19 protein-coding genes are annotated in these 17993 nt (G+C 68.4%); 12 read left to right on the forward strand and 7 right to left on the reverse strand.

Annotated features, from left to right (window positions below):
* Window positions 1-28: 28 nt before the first annotated feature.
* Together AC0KXF_RS00220 and AC0KXF_RS00225 are read left to right on the forward strand one after the other, a co-directional pair.
* Window positions 29-673 carry an NAD(P)-dependent oxidoreductase gene (locus AC0KXF_RS00220; RefSeq protein ID WP_473107307.1) on the forward strand — a complete coding sequence of 215 codons (645 nt, stop codon included), beginning with the start codon at window positions 29-31 and terminating at the stop codon, window positions 671-673.
* Window positions 674-718: 45 nt separating this feature from the next.
* Window positions 719-2401 (forward strand): DUF7059 domain-containing protein, encoded by a 1683-nt coding sequence (locus tag AC0KXF_RS00225; RefSeq protein ID WP_473107308.1) that lies wholly within the window; start codon window positions 719-721, stop codon window positions 2399-2401.
* A gap of 71 nt (window positions 2402-2472) precedes the next feature.
* Here the strand turns inward: AC0KXF_RS00225 and AC0KXF_RS00230 are convergent, their stop codons facing one another.
* Window positions 2473-3225 carry a TSUP family transporter gene (locus tag AC0KXF_RS00230; RefSeq protein WP_473107309.1) on the reverse strand — a complete coding sequence of 251 codons (753 nt, stop codon included), beginning with the start codon at window positions 3223-3225 and terminating at the stop codon, window positions 2473-2475.
* A 94-nt stretch (window positions 3226-3319) separates the two neighbouring features.
* On the opposite strand from AC0KXF_RS00230, the gene hisD reads away from it, so the two are divergent.
* From hisD to AC0KXF_RS00245, 3 genes are all read left to right on the forward strand, one after another.
* On the forward strand, window positions 3320-4744 hold the full coding sequence (gene hisD / locus AC0KXF_RS00235) for a histidinol dehydrogenase (RefSeq protein ID WP_473107876.1): 1425 nt from the start codon (window positions 3320-3322) through the stop codon (window positions 4742-4744).
* On the forward strand, window positions 4744-5226 hold the full coding sequence (gene nrdR / locus AC0KXF_RS00240; RefSeq protein ID WP_473107310.1) for a transcriptional regulator NrdR: 483 nt from the start codon (window positions 4744-4746) through the stop codon (window positions 5224-5226). The genes hisD and nrdR overlap by 1 nt, the downstream gene beginning before the upstream one ends.
* 67 nt (window positions 5227-5293) lie before the next feature.
* Window positions 5294-6337: a quinone-dependent dihydroorotate dehydrogenase gene (locus tag AC0KXF_RS00245; protein WP_473107311.1), complete on the forward strand. Its 1044-nt coding sequence runs from the start codon at window positions 5294-5296 to the stop codon at window positions 6335-6337.
* A gap of 129 nt (window positions 6338-6466) precedes the next feature.
* Here the strand turns inward: AC0KXF_RS00245 and AC0KXF_RS00250 are convergent, their stop codons facing one another.
* Entirely contained in the window at window positions 6467-7033 is a 567-nt protein-coding gene (locus AC0KXF_RS00250) for a DUF3043 domain-containing protein (protein ID WP_473107312.1), read from the reverse strand.
* A gap of 160 nt (window positions 7034-7193) precedes the next feature.
* On the opposite strand from AC0KXF_RS00250, the gene erpA reads away from it, so the two are divergent.
* The 6 genes from erpA to AC0KXF_RS00280 all read left to right on the forward strand — a co-directional run bounded on the left by erpA (window position 7194) and on the right by AC0KXF_RS00280 (window position 11582).
* The gene (erpA, locus tag AC0KXF_RS00255; RefSeq protein WP_223043825.1) at window positions 7194-7565 is read left to right on the forward strand and encodes an iron-sulfur cluster insertion protein ErpA; all 372 of its coding nucleotides are present in this window, start codon (window positions 7194-7196) and stop codon (window positions 7563-7565) included.
* Between the two features lie 152 nt (window positions 7566-7717).
* Complete coding sequence (ctaC, locus tag AC0KXF_RS00260; protein WP_473107313.1) at window positions 7718-8572, forward strand: aa3-type cytochrome oxidase subunit II; 855 nt, start codon at window positions 7718-7720, stop codon at window positions 8570-8572.
* Window positions 8573-8589: 17 nt separating this feature from the next.
* Window positions 8590-10227 carry an aa3-type cytochrome oxidase subunit I gene (ctaD, locus tag AC0KXF_RS00265; protein ID WP_473107314.1) on the forward strand — a complete coding sequence of 546 codons (1638 nt, stop codon included), beginning with the start codon at window positions 8590-8592 and terminating at the stop codon, window positions 10225-10227.
* A gap of 20 nt (window positions 10228-10247) precedes the next feature.
* Window positions 10248-10670: a cytochrome c oxidase subunit 4 gene (locus AC0KXF_RS00270; RefSeq protein WP_473107315.1), complete on the forward strand. Its 423-nt coding sequence runs from the start codon at window positions 10248-10250 to the stop codon at window positions 10668-10670.
* Window positions 10671-10680: 10 nt separating this feature from the next.
* Window positions 10681-11124: a GNAT family N-acetyltransferase gene (locus AC0KXF_RS00275; RefSeq protein WP_223043829.1), complete on the forward strand. Its 444-nt coding sequence runs from the start codon at window positions 10681-10683 to the stop codon at window positions 11122-11124.
* On the forward strand, window positions 11121-11582 hold the full coding sequence (locus AC0KXF_RS00280; protein ID WP_473107316.1) for a TetR/AcrR family transcriptional regulator: 462 nt from the start codon (window positions 11121-11123) through the stop codon (window positions 11580-11582). The genes AC0KXF_RS00275 and AC0KXF_RS00280 overlap by 4 nt, the downstream gene beginning before the upstream one ends.
* Before the next feature lie 9 nt (window positions 11583-11591).
* On the opposite strand, the gene AC0KXF_RS00285 is transcribed toward AC0KXF_RS00280, so the two are convergent.
* The 5 genes from AC0KXF_RS00285 to ctaE all read right to left on the reverse strand — a co-directional run bounded on the left by AC0KXF_RS00285 (window position 11592) and on the right by ctaE (window position 16625).
* Window positions 11592-12227 carry a class I SAM-dependent methyltransferase gene (locus AC0KXF_RS00285; protein WP_473107317.1) on the reverse strand — a complete coding sequence of 212 codons (636 nt, stop codon included), beginning with the start codon at window positions 12225-12227 and terminating at the stop codon, window positions 11592-11594.
* Between the two features lie 165 nt (window positions 12228-12392).
* A complete protein-coding gene (gene qcrB, locus AC0KXF_RS00290) occupies window positions 12393-14021 on the reverse strand; it encodes a cytochrome bc1 complex cytochrome b subunit (protein WP_473107318.1) in 1629 nt (542 codons plus the stop codon).
* Entirely contained in the window at window positions 14018-15133 is a 1116-nt protein-coding gene (gene qcrA / locus AC0KXF_RS00295) for a cytochrome bc1 complex Rieske iron-sulfur subunit (protein ID WP_223043833.1), read from the reverse strand. Before qcrA ends, qcrB begins: the two co-directional genes overlap by 4 nt.
* A 46-nt stretch (window positions 15134-15179) precedes the next feature.
* On the reverse strand, window positions 15180-15989 hold the full coding sequence (gene qcrC / locus AC0KXF_RS00300) for a cytochrome bc1 complex diheme cytochrome c subunit (RefSeq protein ID WP_473107319.1): 810 nt from the start codon (window positions 15987-15989) through the stop codon (window positions 15180-15182).
* 21 nt (window positions 15990-16010) lie between these two features.
* Window positions 16011-16625 carry an aa3-type cytochrome oxidase subunit III gene (ctaE, locus tag AC0KXF_RS00305; protein ID WP_223043835.1) on the reverse strand — a complete coding sequence of 205 codons (615 nt, stop codon included), beginning with the start codon at window positions 16623-16625 and terminating at the stop codon, window positions 16011-16013.
* A 226-nt stretch (window positions 16626-16851) separates the two neighbouring features.
* On the opposite strand from ctaE, the gene trpD reads away from it, so the two are divergent.
* Complete coding sequence (gene trpD, locus AC0KXF_RS00310) at window positions 16852-17916, forward strand: anthranilate phosphoribosyltransferase (RefSeq protein ID WP_473107320.1); 1065 nt, start codon at window positions 16852-16854, stop codon at window positions 17914-17916.
* Window positions 17917-17993: the final 77 nt, after the last annotated feature.

Raw genomic sequence — 17993 nt, forward strand, 5'->3', positions numbered from 1 at the left:
CGGCGGGCCACGACTCGAGGAGGCAGACATGACCAGCGTGACGGTGATCGGCGGCAGCGGCTATGCGGGATCGCACATCGTGGAGGCGGCCGCGGTGCGCGGCCTCGCGGTGCGGAGCATGAGCCGCGGTGAGACGGCGGAGCAGATCTCCGGGGCCGAGTACCTGCGCGGCTCCATCACCGATGCGGCCGACCGTGCCCGGGCCCTCGAGGGCGCCGACGTCGTCATCGTCGCGGTGTCGCCGCGCGGTGACATGGAGGGCCGCGTGCGCGCCGCGATCGCGGAGCTCGCCTCCGAAGCGGCGGCGGCCGGAGTGCGTCTCGGGGTGATCGGGGGCGCCGGCTCCCTGCTGCAGAGCGAGGGCGGCGAGCTCGTGATGAACGGCCCCGACTTCGCCGAGGCGGTGAAGCCCGAGGCTGCCGAGATGGGCGGCGTGCTCGACGACCTGCGCGCCGCGCCCGAGGAGCTCGACTGGTTCCTCATCAGTCCGCCGGCCGCCTTCGGCGCCTGGGCGGCGGGCGAGTACCGGGGCGAGTACCGGGTGGGCGGCGACGTGCTGCTCGCCGATGCCGAGGGCCGCTCGGAGATCTCGGGAGCTGACTTCGGCGTCGCCGTGGTCGACGAGATCGAAGAGCCGAAGCACCACCGCGAACGCTTCACCGTCGCCTACTAGGGGCGGGGTCGGGACCCGCGCCGCCGTAAGCAATACGCTGGTGGGGTGGATCCCGAACTCATCGACCGTCTGCACACCGATCTCGACCGCGCCGGCTACCGCGCCGCGACCGTCACCGGGTTGCTCGGAGCGGCGGCCGACGCCGCGCGGCAGCGCGGGGTGTTCGCGCCGGCGCTCCGGGTGCTGCGCGAGCGCGGAGACAGCCCGCTCGCCTCGCTCGTGCGGCTGTTCCTGCTCGCCGATCCCGTCGACGAGGCCGAGCTGGCGCGCGCCCTGCCGGAGCTCGGCGTCGACGGGGCGCTCGCGCTGGGGCTGGTGCGCGTCACTGACCCGGAGGGGGAGCCCGCCGTCGAGGGGGCGGGGGACCCCATCGGCGAGGAGACGGGGGACGCTGCCGTAGGCGAGGCAGCGTCAGTAGCCGACGGGGGAGCCCGCCTGCTCCGCGCCGCCCTGTCGCTGAACCCGATCGAGGTCGCGGACGCGCGCCTCGAGGATCCGGCGCGCTGGTGGATCATCTCGGACCTCGACGACCAGCTGCGCCGCGCGCCCGCCCGCCCCGATCACGTCATGGGCGTCGGCGGCGCGACCCGCTCCCTCATCTCCCAGGTATCGCCCGGTGATGCGGAACGCTGCCTCGACCTGGGCACCGGGTGCGGCGTCGTCGCGATGCACCTCTCCCTGCGCGGCCGGGTCGTCGCGACCGACATCTCTGAGCGCGCGCTCGCGATGGCGCGGGCGAACGCGCGCCTGAACGGGGTCGAGCACCGGATCGAGTTCCGTCTCGGCGACCTGTTCGCCCCGGTCGCGGGCGAGCGTTTCGACCTGATCCTCTCGAACCCGCCGTTCGTGATCACCCCGCGCGGCGACGGCGATGCCCCCGTCTACGAGTACCGTGACGGCGGCATGGCCGGCGACGCGCTCGCGGAGCGTGTGGTGACGGAGGCTCCCGGTCACCTTGCGCCGGGCGGCACGGCCCTCTGCCTCGCCAACTGGGAGTCGCCGTGGGGCGCCAACGGACTCGAGCGGGTGCGGGGCTGGATCGAGGCCGCGGCCGGTTCCGCAGGAGGAACGGAGGGGGCTGCTGGGGAAACCGCGGGGCCGCTCGACGCCTGGGTGGTCGAGCGCGACCGCGTCGATCCTGCGCAGTACGCCGAGACCTGGGCGCGCGACGGGGGAGCGCGGCCCGGATCGCCGGAGTTCGAGCGGCTCATGGCCTCCTGGCTCGACGACTTCTCCGCGCGTCGCATCACGGCGATCGGCCTCGGCTCGATCCGGATCCGCAGGCGCGTGGAGGCCGAAGCAGGGACACCCGGCCCGACCCGCGTCGAGATCGATCAGGCCGCGGGCGCCTACACGACCGAAGCGCTCGGGGCGTGGTTGGAGGCGGCGTTCGAGGCCGGCGCCGCCGCGAGCCGCATGAGCGACGCCGAGATTCTCGCGACTCACTGGGTGCGCGCCGAGGCCGTCGTGGAGGAGCGCGAGCACACGCCGGGTGAGGAGGCGCCGCGCGCGATCCGCCTCACAACCGATCGGCCGATCGCTCGGAGGGTCGCCGCGGATCCGCTGATCGCGGCCGCCGTCGGCGTGTGCGACGGCGAGCTCTCGCTCGGTCGGATCGCCGACGCGCTCGCCACCCTGCTCGAGGTCGACCCCGGTGCGGCGGCCGAGGCGCTCGTCGCGAGCACGCGGGAACTCGCGTGGCTCGGCATGCTCGCCCCCGTCGAGTGAGCCGCGGATCATCCGGCGCGGATCGAATCCCGTTCCCGGATCCGATCCGCGATCCGCGATCCGCGATCCGCTCAGACCAGCAGCTCGACCAGCCCCTGGACCACTGACGCCGCCGCGCCCGCGAACGCCAGCAGGATCACGACCCGCCGCACCTGTCCCGCCGTGACCCGGCGCAGCAGCTGCTCGCCGAGCCAGATGCCCGCGAGCAGCGCGAGCACGACCAGACCCCAGAACCACCAGCCGGTCGTCGGCAGCGCGCGCGGATCGAGCAGCAGCTTCGCGGTGGCGGACGTCACGCCGATCAGCAGGAAGTAGGGCTGCAGCGTGGCGGCGAACGAGATCTGCGGCCATCGGGTGAGCACGGCGTAGGCGCTCACGGCGGGGCCGCCGACCCCCGCGAGCGAGTTCGTCAGGCCCGACAGCAGCCCCGCGACCGCTCGCGGAGCGCGGGGCTCCGTCGTGAGGCGGCCGCTCCGTACGAGCAGTGAGCCGCCGAGGCCGACGATCACGACCCCGCCGACCGCCACGGCCATCACCGGAGGTGAGAACAGCCCCGCCACCCACGCCCCGGTGAGCGAGCCGACCACGGCGAACGCGCTCAGCCAGCGGAACATCGACCAGTCGATGGAGCGCCACACCCGGGGCACGATCAGCGCGCTCGACAGGACGCCGAGCACGTTCACGAGCACCACCCCGGAGTGGGCCCCGATGAGGAGCGTCATGAAGGGCGAGATGAGCATGGCGAAGCCGAGCCCGGCGACGCGCTGCGCGACGGCGCCGATGACGACGAGGCCGAGGATCAGCGCACCCGTTGCGAGGGTCATGCCCGTGCTTCTCTCTTGCGCATCCTTCCCATCCTCGCAGATGCGGGCGGGGTACGAATCATCGCGGTGCGCTCACCGGTAAACTGGTCGGGTGATGCGAACCATTGATCTGCGGGGGCGGCAGCTCTCGCGCGCCGACCTGTTGCGGCTCGTGCCGCGCGCCGCGCTCGACATCGGCACCGCCGTCGATCGGGTGCGCCCGCTCGTCGACGCGGTGCGCGATCGGGGCGAGGCCGCGCTCAGGGAGCAGGCCCGTGATTTCGACGGAGTGGAGGGGCACGCGCTGCGGGTCCCCGTCGAGCGCATCACGGCCTCGCTCGACACCTGCCCGCCTGAGATCCGCACCGCGCTCGAGCTGCTCATCGAGAAGCTCCGGCTCGGCTCGGCCGCCCAGGTGCCGCCCGAGCAGATCACCCGCTTCGGCGACGGCGCCGTGATCCGGCAGCGCTGGCAGCCGGTCAGCCGCGTCGGCCTCTACGCGCCGGGCGGCAAGGCGGCCTATCCGTCCTCGGTCATCATGAACGCCGTCGCCGCTCAGGCCGCAGGCGTTCCCGAGCTCGCGCTGGCATCGCCGGCCCAGCCGGACAACGACGGGCTGCCCCACGAGGTCGTGCTCTGGGCCGCGGCGCTCGCGGGGGTCGACGAGGTCTACGCGATCGGGGGCGCGGGCGCCGTGGCGGCCTTCGCGCACGGCGTCGAGAGCATCGCTCTCGCCGCCGTCGACAAGATCACCGGGCCTGGCAACATCTTCGTCGCAGCCGCGAAGCGGGTGGTGAACGGGCTCGTTGGCATCGACTCCGAGGCCGGCACGACCGAGATCCTCGTCATCGCCGATGCGACGGCCGATCCGCGCTTCGTCGCAGCCGATCTCATCAGCCAGGCGGAGCACGACGAGGCAGCGGCCTCGGTGCTCGTCACGGACTCCGCGGAGTTCGCCGGGCGGGTGCTCGAGGAGATCGGGACCCGATCGGCGGCGACGCGGCACGCCGAACGAGTGGCGACCGCGCTCGGCGGCCCCCAGTCGGCCGTGATCCTCGTCGACGATCTCGAGACCGCCGCGCGCGTCAGTAACGCGTACGGGCCCGAGCACCTCGAGATCCAGACCGACGACGACGAGGCCGTGCTCGAGGGCATCACCGATGCCGGCGCGATCTTCATGGGCGGCTACACGCCGGTGAGCCTCGGCGACTACCTCGCCGGCTCCAATCACGTGCTGCCCACCGGCGGCACGGCGCGCTTCGCTTCGGGCCTCGGGGCCCACACCTTCCTCCGCCCCCAGCAGGTGATCGGCTACGACCGATCAGCTCTCGCCGAGGTCGAGCGGCCGCTGCTCGCCCTCGCCGGCGCCGAGGGGCTCCCGGCCCACGGCGAGGCCGTCAGCGCGCGGTTCGAGGGGGATCAGCCCGGCCCCGGAGGCGCGCGGCCCGGGACCGGTGACGCGGGGAGCGCCGGCGGGGGTCCGGGGAGCGCAGCCGGGGATCCGGCGAACACAGTCGAGACCTCGGGGAGCGACGCCTGATGCACTGCCCCTTCTGCCGTCACCCCGACAGCCGCGTGATCGACTCGCGCACCGCCGACGACGGGCTCTCGATCCGTCGTCGGCGTCAGTGCCCCGAGTGCGGCCGCCGCTTCACCACGACCGAGACCGCGAGTCTGACCGTGATCAAGCGATCCGGTGTGGTCGAGCCGTTCAGCAGGGAGAAGGTGATGAGCGGCGTGCGCAAGGCCTGCCAGGGCCGGCCCGTCACCGACGCCGACCTCGCCGTGCTCGCGCAGCAGGTCGAGGAATCCGTGCGCTCCAGCGGCATCGCCCAGTTCGATGCGAACGAGATCGGTCTCGCCGTTCTCCCGCATCTGCGCGAGCTCGACGAGGTCGCGTATCTGCGCTTCGCGAGCGTGTATCAGGCGTTCGAGTCCCTCGCCGATTTCGACGCGGCCATAGCCGAGCTGCGCGCCCACCCCGCCGGTGAGGCATCCGCTACGGCGCCTCCGGAGGACTGAGGCCTCCGCGCTCTGTTCCCACCGCCCGCAACCTATCATCGGCCATAACCCCCCCGGAGGACTGACCATGCGTCTCTACCCGCTGCTCTTCAACGCCGTGCTGCGACGCATGGGTCCCGAGCCCGCCCACCACCTGGCGTTCAGGGTGATCCAGGCGGCTCCCTTCACCGCCGGCATCGTGCGCCGCCTCTGCGCGCCCCACCCGAGTCTCCGCACCCGCGCTCTCGGCATCGACTTCCCGAGTCCGTTCGGGCTCGCCGCAGGCTTCGACAAAAACGCCCAGGGCATCCTCGGGCTCGGCGAGTTCGGGTTCGGACACGTGGAGGTCGGCACGCTCACGCGCCACGCCCAGCCCGGCAATCCCAAGCCGCGCATGTTCCGCCTGGTGGGCGACCGCGGGCTCATCAACCGCATGGGGTTCAACAACGGCGGATCTGCCGCGGCCGTGCCCCGAATCGAGCGCGCGCGTCTGTCCGGCCGCCGTCCCGTGATCGGAGTGAACATCGGCAAGAGCCGCGTCACCGAGGTCGACGACGCCGCGCAGGACTACGTCTGGAGCGCGCAGCGACTCGCGCCGATCGCCGACTACCTCGCGGTGAACGTCAGCTCGCCCAACACGCCAGGGCTGCGCGGGCTGCAGGAACTCGAGATGCTCGAGCCGCTCCTCGCCGCGGTGCGCGACGCCGCGGGATCGACGCCGCTCCTCGTCAAGATCGCACCCGACATGGGCGACGAGCAGATCGACGGCATCGTGGCGCTCGCGCAGCGGCTCGGACTCGACGGCATCATCGCCACCAACACCACGATCTCGCGCGAGGGTCTGACGGAGTCCGCCGCCGAGATCGAGCGCATGGGCGCCGGCGGGCTCTCGGGCGCGCCGCTGCGCGAGCGCTCCCTCGAGGTGCTCACCCGCATTCGAGCCGCCGCTCCCGACCCCGGCTTCTGCGTGATATCGGTCGGTGGAGTGACCACCGCGGACGACGTGCTGCAGCGCCTGCGGGCGGGGGCCACGCTGGTGCAGGGGTTCACGGCGTACATCTACGAGGGTCCGCTGTGGGCGCGAGCGATCAACCGCGGCCTGCGGCGCGCCGGATGGCGTCAGGCGGGCTAGAGGCCGGGCTTCAACCCGGACGCGCGGGCTCGGGAGAGACCCTTTCGTCCGGCATGAAATCGAACGCCCCGAGTTCATCCGCACCGCTGTGCTGCGGATGAACTCGGGGCGTGAAGCCGCAGGCGGCCCTTAACTCGGGAACTCGCCTCGTTTGACCTGAGGCTTGGGAACGCGTAGAGGGCGGAACTGGAAGGCGCGCATCGCGGCGTACCAGCGGAAGCCGGGCTGCACGCGATCCTCACCGAACTTCTCACCCAGGCGCTTCTTCAGCCGGAAGCCGAGGAACACGGCGTCGAGGATCGCGAGCCCGACGAACGCCCAGATCACGATGAGGCTGACGACCTGCATGACGCCGGGGATGAACGTCATCACCAGCACCACGAGCATCATCGGGATGAGCAGTTCGCCCACGCTCCAGCGCGCGTCGACGTAGTCGCGCACGTACCGCCGCTGCGGGCCCTTGTCCCGCGGGGTGAGGAAGCGGTCGTCGCCCTGCATCATGCCGAGGCGGGCCCGCTCCCGGGCTTCGGCCTGCTGGCGGCGCTGCTGCTTCAGCAGCGCCTTGTCCTTGGAGCCGACGATGGGTCGCGCGTTCGCGGCCTCCGCCTGCTTGCGCGAGGGGGTCGGCCGACCCTTGCCGACGATCGCCTCGCTGTCGTTCGCGGCGGCCGCGTTGTCAGGGCCCTTCTTAGCCACGCCTGTCCTCTCGATCGATGCGCATGAGCGCGTTCCGTGTAGACCTCTGTCGAACTGCTTCGACTGCTGCGTCCAGACTACCGTGCGCGACTGACGAGATCTCGGGGAGCGGGCGTAGAATCGAGGGGATACGGTTCACGAGCGAGCGAGGAGTTTACGCATGAGCACTGAGACGATCGCCGCGGAGACCGCGGCGGCTGAGCGCGCGCACGGAGTCGCACTCAGCCAGGCCGCGCAGGAGAAGGTGCGCAGCCTGCTGGCGCAGGAGGGGCGCGATGACCTCCGTCTGCGCATCGCGGTGCAGCCGGGCGGCTGCTCGGGTCTGATCTACCAGCTGTTCTTCGATGAGCGGGAGCTGGAGAACGACGCCGTGGTGAGCTTCGACGGGGTCGAGGTCGTCGTCGATGCGATGAGCATTCCGTACCTCAACGGGGCGACCATCGACTTCGAAGACACCATTCAGAAGCAGGGGTTCACCATCGACAATCCGAACGCTCAGGGCAGCTGCGCCTGCGGCGACAGCTTCAGCTGAAACGCTTCGGGCATCGAGAGTTCGCGACACCCGGTGTCGGTTCGGGGAATGCTCAGGATCGCGCTAAGCTATCAGGGAGTCATCAGCTTCGCCCGCCATCCGAGCCGGCGAGAAAACAGTTCGAAAGGTATGCGGTGCGTTCCAATCGTCGAATGAAATGGGTCGCGGCCCCGGTGGCGCTCTCGGCAGCGCTGCTGCTCGCCGGCTGCACCCCCGAGCAGCAGCGGGGCTTCCTGCCCGAGGGCTCCGAGGGAGCCACTAACCATACGGACGGCATCACCGGCCTGTGGGTCACCTCCTGGATCGTGCTGCTCGCCGTCGGCGTCGTCACGTGGGGCCTGATCATCTGGGCCACCATCGCCTACCGGCGTCGCAAGGGCCAGACCGGCCTGCCCGTGCAGCTCCGCTACAACATGCCGATCGAGACCTTCTTCACGGTCGTCCCGGTCATCCTGGTGCTGGGCTTCTTCGCCTTCACCGCGCAGGAGCAGAGCAAGATCGAGACCAGGGTCGACAACCCCGACAACACGGTCGAGGTCATCGGCAAGCGCTGGGCCTGGGACTTCAACTACGTTGATGACGACGTCTACTTCCAGGGCGTCCAGGTGCAGACCGACGCCGACGGCAACCCCGACGAAGACACTATGCCGGTGCTCTACCTCCCCGTTGACCAGACCACCGAGATCCGTCTCGAGACCCGCGACGTCATCCACTCGTTCTGGGTGGTCGAGTTCCTCTACAAGAAGGACATGATCCCGGGGCAGACCAACTACATGAGCTTCACTCCGACGAAGACCGGCACCTTCATGGGCAAGTGCGCCGAGCTCTGCGGCGAGTACCACTCGATGATGCTCTTCGAGGTCCGTGTCGTCGAGCAGGACGAGTACGACGCCTACATCGAGTCGCTGCGCGACGCCGGCAACACCGGTCAGGTGACCGCCGAGTTCAACGCGAACCAGGAGCGTCTGCCCATCGACAACGATCGCGCGAAGGCGCAGAACGACTAACTGAGGGAAACAGAAACATGAAGAAGGGCAACGTCATTGTCTCGTGGCTGACGTCCACGGACCACAAGGTGATCGGGTACATGTACCTGATCAGCTCCTTCGTGTGGTTCCTGATCGGCGGCCTGATGGCTCTCCTGATCCGCGCGCAGCTGTTCGCGCCGGGTCTGGAGATCATCGGTACCAAGGAGCAGTACAACCAGCTGTTCACCATGCACGGCACGATCATGCTCCTGATGTTCGCCACCCCGCTCTTCGCAGGGTTCGCGAACGTCATGATGCCGCTCCAGATCGGCGCACCGGACGTCGCGTTCCCGCGACTCAACGCCTTCGCGTTCTGGCTCTACACATTCGGCTCGCTCATCGCGGTCGGCGGCTTCCTCACCCCGCAGGGCGCTGCGTCGTTCGGCTGGTTCGCGTACGCCCCGCTCTCTGAGATGACGTACTCACCGGGCGTCGGCGGCAACCTCTGGGTGCTCGGCCTCGGCATCAGCGGCTTCGGCACCATCATGGGCGGCGTGAACTTCATCACGACGATCATCACGATGCGCGCCCCCGGCATGACCATGTGGCGCATGTCGGTGTTCACCTGGAACACGCTCATCACCTCGATCCTGGTCCTGCTGGTCTTCCCGGTGCTCGCCGCCGCGATGTTCGGTCTCGCGGCCGACCGCATCTTCGGCGCCCACATCTACAACGGCGAGGGCGGGGCCATCCTCTGGCAGCACCTGTTCTGGTTCTTCGGACACCCCGAGGTGTATGTCATCGCGCTCCCGTTCTTCGGCATCGTCTCCGAGGTCTTCCCGGTGTTCAGTCGCAAGCCGATCTTCGGCTACAAGACGCTCATCTACGCGACCATCGCCATCGCAGCCCTCTCCATGACCGTGTGGGCGCACCACATGTACGTCACCGGCTCCGTGCTGCTGCCGTTCTTCGCCTTGATGACGATGCTCATCGCCGTGCCCACGGGCGTGAAGATCTTTAACTGGATCGGCACCATGTGGCGGGGCTCGATCACCTTCGAGACGCCGATGCTGTGGTCGCTCGGCTTCCTGGTCACCTTCGTGTTCGGCGGTCTCACCGGTGTGATCCTGGCGTCGCCGGCGCTCGACTTCCACCTCTCGGACACCTACTTCGTGGTGGCGCACTTCCACTACGTCGTGTTCGGCACCGTGGTGTTCGCGATGTTCGCCGGTTTCTACTTCTGGTGGCCGAAGTGGACGGGGCGCATGCTCGACGAGCGACTCGGCAAGATCCACTTCTGGGTGCTGTTCATCGGCTTCCACATGACGTTCCTCGTGCAGCACTGGCTCGGCGTCATGGCGATGCCCCGCCGCTACGCGACCTACCTGCCCGCCGACGGCATCACCTGGGGCAACCAGCTGTCGACCATCGGCGCGATGGTGCTCGGTGCCTCGATGATCCCGTTCCTCCTGAACGTGTACGTCACGGCCCGCCGTGCTCCCAAGGTCACGGTGAACGATCCCTGGGGTTACGGCCGCTCGCTCGAGTGGGCCACGTCCTGCCCGCCGCCCCGACACAACTTCACGTCGATCCCGCGCATCCGCTCCGAGTCGCCGGCCTTCGATCTCAACCACCCCGAGATCAGCGGTGTCGAGCAGCCGGTTCGCGAGCCCGCGCTCGCCGAGAAGAAGTGACCTCGAGGAGATACTGAACCATGAAATCCAATATCTTCATCTTCTGGCTGCTGACCGCGTACTTCCTGCTCCTGGCCTCGGTGTACACGGTATGGAATCTGATCGCGCACGGCTACATCGAGTGGGCCGGCTCGACGACCATCCTGCTCTCGGGCGGTCTCACGGGCTTCATCGCCTTCTACCTGGGACTCGTCAAGAGGAAGCAGGGCGGCGTGCTCGTCGAGGATCGTCTCGAGGCCGACATCGACGACGGCGACCCGGAGCTCGGCGAATTCAGCCCCTGGAGCTGGTGGCCGCTGTTCCTCGCCTTCGGCGCCTCGATGGTCGTGCTCGGCATGTGCGTCGGCTTCAACTTCTGGCTCTCCTTCCTGACGCTGCCGCTCGTGATCGTCGGTATCGTGGGCTGGGTGTACGAGTACTACCGCGGCAACTTCGCGCGATAGAGGCATTCGCTTGAGTATCATCATCCGCCGTGGCCGGAGCGAGGACGGGCAGTCCGTCTTCGCTCTGGCCCGACAGTTCACCACCGGGCGCGAGCCGATCGGCCGCGACGAGTTCCTCGTGGCCTTCGACAATGTGCTGCGGCACCGCGACCAGGAGACCAATGTGCTCTTCGTCGCGGAGCTGGAGGGACGCGTTGTCGGCTACTCGCTCATGACCGTCTCGCGTCTGCTGCACGCACCGGGCCTCACGGCGCACCTGCAGGAGATCGTTGTGGACGAGGGCTCCCGCGGCCACGGCGTGGGGGATCGGCTCATGCAGGCCAACGAGCACTACTGCATGGGACGCGGTGTACGTCAGCTCTCCGCGTCGACCGCGCGTATCGGGTCGTTCTACAACCATCGCGACTTCGAACCCGTCGGCGAGCACTACCGCAAGGTCCTCGACCTCGGGTGAGCACCGCACAGCGTCGCGCACGGCGACGTCCCGGAGAGAACCGGGAACGCCTGTTGGAGGCCGGACTCGTCGAGTTCGGCCTCTTCGGCTATCACGCCGCATCGACGAGTTCCATCGCGGCCCGCGCGGGTGTGCCGCAGCCGCACGTCTACGCCAACTTCGAAACGAAGCAGGCGCTGTTTCTCGCGTGCTTCGACAGGCTCCACGGTTCACTGGTCGGAGCAGGCGCTGAACGTGTCTCAGAGCGCGCGCTGCGCTTCGTCTACCAGGCAGTCGGCGCGGCCTCCGCACCCGAGATGGGAGAGGTGCTGCGACCTGCCCTGCGCGAGCTGCGCGAGGAACTGGGGGAGTCGAGCTTCGATCGCCTGCTCGCCGATGGCGCACGCGTGCTCCTCTCGACGCACTCGGGCGGTAGCGCCGCTGGTGCGAGCGGCTCCGTGGCGCCCGGAACTTCCTGACCGGGCCCTTCAGCGCTTGATCGCGAGCACCGATGCGTGAGGACGGGCATCGGGGTCCCGCCGCTGCTCCGAATCGATAGTTTCGAGGCCGGCCTCCTCGAGCAGCGCGCAGATCTGCTCGACCGAGTGGAAGTAGGCGGTGGTCACCGCGTGCTCGAAGGCCTCGTCGGCGTTCCCTTCGAAGAAACCGATGAGGATCTGGCCGCCGGGCTCGAGCACGCGGGCCGCCTCGCTCAGCTGCCGGGGGAGTTCTCGAGGGTCGGTGTGAATCAGCGAGTACCAGGCGAGCACGCCCGCCAGTGACCCGTCCTCCGCGTCGAGAGACGACGCGTCGCCGATCGAGAACGTGACGTGGGGGAAGCGGTCTCGCGCGATGCGCACGAACTCGGGGGTGAGGTCCACTCCCGAGACGGAGACATCGTGGCGAGCCAAGTGAGCCGTCCAATGGCCGGGCCCGCAGCCGAGATCCAGCACGGGCCCATCGATTGCGCACGCCCACGACGTGATGCGCGCCCGATCGAGCGGGTTCATCGCCTCGACGCTGCCGAGTAGGCTGGTGTACTCCGCCGCTCGGTCTGAGTACGCTGCCTCGACGCGTCGCTCTTCGAGCTCGTGACCCTGATTCCGCTCCTGATCCTGTTTCATCTCCCGAAGGCTAGCAGCTCATAGCGGCTCAGCATCGAAGAGGCGGGCACGCACAGGAGAGGCGTGCACCCGCAGAAGAGGGAGCGCGTGCTCGGATGAGCGCACGCAAAAACGTGTGAGGCCCCGCAGGAATGAACCTGCGGGGCCTCACACACTGGGAGAGGGTCAGTGGCCCTCGTGGTGACCCTTCTCGATCTCGCCCTGCGAGGGTGGCACGATCCGGTCCTCGAAGAACCAGCGGCTGAAACCGGCTCGAAGACGCTTCGAGAACGGGATACGACCGTTGTCGTCGGGGCGGAGCATGAGCGGAGCATAGTCGTGGTAGCTGACCAGCTCCCAGCGCTCGTAGTCGCTGACGGGCTTGTGCACCTCGATGAACTCGCCGCCGGGGAGACGCACGATGCGTCCCGACTCGTAGCCGTGCAGCGCGATCGCGCGGTCCTTCTTCTGCAGACCGAGGCAGATGCGCTTGGTCAGGAAGTAGGCGAAGATCGGACCGAGGATCAGCAGCGCCTGCAGCGCGTGGATCACACCCTCCATGGAGAGCTGGAAGTGCGTGGCCATGAGGTCCGAGCTCGCACCCGCCCACATCACCGCGTAGAAGACGACGCCGGCGGCGCCGATCGCGGTGCGGGTGGGGGCGTTGCGGGGACGGTCGAGGATGTGGTGCTCGCGCTTGTCGCCGGTCACCCAGGCCTCGATGAAGGGGTAGACGGCCACCAGCACCAGGAAGACGCCGATGATGATGAGCGGCAGCAGCATGTTCCACGACCAGGTGAAGCCGAACCACTCGGTCTCGAGCCCCGGCGGGACCAGACGCAGCATGCCGTCGGCGAAGCCGATGTACCAGTCGGGCTGGGTGCCGGCGGAAACCGGCGAAGGATCGTAGGGGCCGTAGTTCCAGATCGGGTTGATGCCGACGAAGGAGGCGATCAGCACGATCATGCCGAAGACGATGAAGAAGAAGCCGCCGGCCTTCGCCGCGTACACGGGGAGCACGGGGAACCCGACCACGTTCTGCTGGGTCTTGCCCGGCCCGGGGTACTGCGTGTGCTTGTGGATGACCACGAACGCGAGGTGCAGTGCCACGAAGAGGATCACGAGTGCGGGCAGCACCATGATGTGCAGCATGTACAGGCGGCCGACGATGTCGGTGCCCGGGAATTCGCCTCCGAAGAAGAAGTACGACAGGTAGGTGCCGATCACCGGAATCGCCTTGATGATGCCGTCGATGATGCGGAGGCCGTTGCCCGAGAGCACGTCATCGGGAAGCGAGTATCCGGTGAAGCCCTCGGCCATCGCGAGCACGAAGAGCACGAAGCCAATGAGCCAGTTGAGCTCGCGCGGCTTGCGGAACGCGCCCGTGAAGAAGATGCGCAGCATGTGCAGGCCGATGGAGGCGACGAACAGCAGCGCAGCCCAGTGGTGCACGTGACGCATGAGCAGACCGCCGCGCACGGAGAATGAGATGTCGAGGGTCGACGCCATGGCGACCGACATCTCGAGGCCCTTCATCGGCACGTAGGGGCCGGTGTAGTGCGTCTCGACCATGGAGGCCTGGAAGAACAGGGTCAGGAAGGTGCCCGACAGCAGGATCACGACGAAGCTGTACAGGGCGACCTCGCCGAGCAGGAACGACCAGTGGTCGGGGAAGACCTTGCGGCCGAACTCCTTGACCGCGACGCCGATCTTGGTGCGCTCGTCGATGTAGTTCGCTGCGGCAGCGGTGAAGCGGCTCGAACCGCTCTGCGCCTGCCCGTTCGAAGCGGGGGATTCGGTTACGGTGCTGCTCACTTGAGGCGCTCCCAGAAGCTCGGGCCGACAGGTTCATGGAAATCGCTCTGCGCGACGAGGTAGCCCTCGTCGTCCACGGTGATGGGCAGCTGGGGCAGCGGACGCTTGGCGGGGCCGAAGACGACCTTCGCGTGCTCCGAGACATCGAACTGCGACTGGTGGCAGGGGCAGAGGAGATGGTGGGTGTGCTGCTCGTACAGCGCAACGGGGCACCCCACGTGCGTGCAGACCTTCGAGTAGGCGACGATCCCGTTGTAGGACCAGTCCTCGCGCTCGGGGAGCTCCTTGAGCTCCGACTGATCGAGACGCATCAGCAGCACGATGGCCTTCGCCTTGGCATCGAGCAGGTTCTCGCTTCCGCCGCGCTCGTCGAGGCTGAGGTTGTGGAAGTCCTCGTGGTTCAGGGTCTCGGGGATCACGTGGAACGCCGAACCGATGGTGACCTCGCTGGCCTTGATCGGAACGCCGGAGGGGTCGCGGGCGAGACGGACGCCCTTGTCCCACATGGTGTGCTTCAGGAGCTGCACGGGGTCGCGATCCTGCGGGGCGAGGCTGCGGAGCAGCGTGATGCCGGGGAGGGGGAACGCGATGAGCGCGCCGATGAGGCTGTTGCGGACCAGGGAGCGGCGGGAGAACCCGGACTCCTCGTCGGCGAGCTTGAACACCTCGGCCGAGGCCGCACGGGTCTCTTCGTCGCTGGGCACCGGGTGGCGCACGTCGATCGACTCGTGGTCGGCCATGATGGCCTTGCCCCAGTGGACGGCACCGACGCCGACGGCGAGGAGCGCGAGCGCCATGCCGAGACCGACGAACATGGTGTGCAGTCGAATCGCCATCATGTCGCCCGTTTCGATCGGGAAGAACATGTAGGCGAGGACCGCGCCGAGGCTGCCCGCGATCGAGATGTAGAAGAGCGTGTAGACGGTGCGCTCAGCGCGCTTCTCCCTCTTGGGATCGAGATCCGTGACGCGCTTCCGGTGCGGGGGAAGGCCCGGATTCTGCACAGCATCGGCCGCGATGACCGCGGTGCCTGCCGCAGCTTCGGCCGAGCTGTGGCCCTGGGCGGCGACAACGGCGTCTGCGCCGCCGTTGTTCTTCGCTTCCTCTGCCATGTTGCTCCTTGACTCCTGACTCATGAACTCTTTGTGCGCCGTCGGATCAGTTCGACTTCGCGGTGACCCAGACGGTGAGGCCGACGATCGCGCCGAGGCCGATCACCCAGATGAAGAGGCCTTCCGCCACCGGTCCGATCGATCCCAGGGTGAGGCCGCCGACCGCGGGCTGCTCCTCGGTGTACTTGAGGAACGAGATGATGTCGGCCTTCTCCTGCGGAGTGATGTTCGCATCGTTGAAGACGGGCATGTTCTGCGGGCCCGTGACCATGGCCTCGTAGATGTGGGTGGCGGGAACGCCCGTCAGCTTCGGGGCGAACTTGCCCTGAGTGAGGGCGCCGCCGGCTGCGGCGACGTTGTGGCACATGGCGCAGTTGATCTTGAACAGCTGGCCGCCGCGGGCGATGCCCTCTTCGTCGCTGTCGGCCTGGATGTAGCGGCTGTCGGGCAGCGCCGGCCCCGGGGCGAGCGATGCCACGTAGGCGGCCATCTGCAGGGTCTGCTCCTCGGTGAACTGCTGGGGCTTGACCATGCCCTGCGGGCCCTGGAAGGCGAGCGGCATGCGCCCGGTGCCGACCTGGAAATTGACCGAGGCCGCACCGGCGCCGATGAGCGACGGGCCGTCATCGGTGCCCTGCGCATTGGCGCCGTGGCAGGTGGCGCAGTTGGCGCCGAACAGCTTCTCGCCCGCTTCGATGGTTGCGGGGGATTCGAGGTCGATCTCAGCGGTGGCGGAGGTCTGGCTGAAGCCGGTGTAGGCGGCTCCGGTCACGAGGAGGCCGACCGCAACGAGAGCGGCGGTGGCAAGCGGGTGCCGTCGGCCGGACTTGCGAACGTTTTTCTTGGCGCGAGCCATGTTCTCGATTACTCCTGACCCCTACTTGAGGACGTAGATGACGATGAAGAGGATGATCCACACGATGTCGACGAAGTGCCAGTAGTAGGACACGACGACCGCGGTGGTCTCCTCCTTGTGCGTGAAGTTCTTGACGGCGTAGATGCGGCCGATGACCAGCAGGAACGCGACGAGGCCGAGTGCCACGTGGATGCCGTGGAAGCCCGTGGTCATGTAGAAGGCCGAACCGTAGGGGTCCGAGCTGAGCGTGATGCCCTCGGAGACGAACGTCGCGTACTCCCAGACCTGCCCGGAGACGAAGACCGCGCCCATGAAGAAGGTGAGGAAGAACCACTCGACCGTGCCCCACTTCGCCGGGCTGGCGCCCGTCGCGCGCGGCTGCATGCGCTCGGCTGCGAACACGCCCGCCTGGGCCGTGAAGGAGGAGGCGACCAGGATGATCGTGTTGACCAGCGCGAACGGGAAGTTGTGCAGCGCGGTCTTCTCGGCCCACAACTCGGGGTTCATCGCGCGCAGCGTGAAGTAGATGGCGAAGAGGCCCGCGAAGAACATGACCTCGCTGCCGAGCCATACGATCGTGCCCACGGCGACGATATTCGGTCGCTTCACCGAGGGCACGGCTGACTTGGTATTCATAGTGGTCGTTGTCACCCCTCCATTATGGCTGAAAGTTTGGTGTGCGTTTTCACTCGGACCCGGCGCGCCGAACTTTCTGCGAGTTTCCCGATCAGCCTACCGTGTTGAAGGGGGTCGGATGTGCACCGGAGGCCCTTCCCACATCAGATGAATACCGGTTGCCTGCTGGGGTTTTCGGGTCGCCGTGCGGGAGGAGCGGCGTCGTTTCGCTCGATAGGATTGGCGCATGATCGACGAACGCAGCTGGCCCACCGTGCTCACGACGCTCCTCGAGGGAGACGACCTCAGCGTCTCGCAAGCGGAGTGGGCGATGGCGCGCTTCATGACGGGCGAAGCCAGCGGCGCCCAGATGGGTGCGTTCCTCGTCGCGCTGCGGTCGAAGGGGGTCACGGTTGACGAGATCGTCGGTTTCCGCGACGCGATCCTCGCGGAGTCGGCCCCCATCTCGCTTCCCGCCATGTCGCTCGACATCGTCGGAACGGGGGGCGACCGCTTCGGCACGGTGAACGTCTCGACCATGGCCTCCATCACTGCGGCGGCGGCCGGGGCGCCGGTCGTGAAGCACGGCAATAAGGCCGCGAGCAGCAAGTCGGGATCCTCGGACGTGCTGACATCGCTCGGGATCGGCCTGTCGCTCGATGCGGATCAGCTCGCGGAGGTGTTCGCGCGCGCGGGCATCGCCTTCGTGCACGCGGCGCGTTTCCTACCCGGGTTCCGCCACGTCGCCTCCGTGCGCTCGGATCTCGGGATCCCCACCGTCTTCAACTTCCTCGGACCGCTGTGCAACCCCGTGCGGCCCGAGGCCTCGGCTGTGGGTGTCGCCGATCCCGCTGCAGCGCCGCTGATCGCGGGGGTCTTCCGGATCCGCGGTGCCTCGGCGCTGGTGTTCCGCGGCGATGACGGGCTCGACGAGCTCACCACGACGGGGCACTCCCGGCTGTGGGAGGTGAACCGCGGCGGCATGACTGAGCACGACATCGATCCTCGGGACCTGGGGATTCCCCGCGCCTCGATCGAGGACCTCCTCGGCGGCACTCCCGACGAGAACGCGGAGACCGTGCACCGGGTGCTCGCGGGGGAGCGGGGGCCGGTGCGCGACATCGTTCTGCTCAACGCCGCTGCGGGGCTCGTGGCCTACGAGCTGGCGGAGCGACCGGAGTCGGCGGAGCGCGCGCTGCTCGAGCGGCTCGGGGAGAAGCTGAGCGTGGCGGCAGACGCCATCGACTCGGGCCGAGCAGCTGCGAAGCTGGCCGAGTGGGTCGACGCCACCTCCGGGTTCGCCGACGCCTGAGGCGGCCTGAAGGGCGCGCTGCCCGGAGCCGTGTTGGCGCGCCCGAACCCGTCGCGCGAAGATCTTGGCGCCGCCCG

Source organism: Leucobacter holotrichiae (assembly GCF_055791005.1).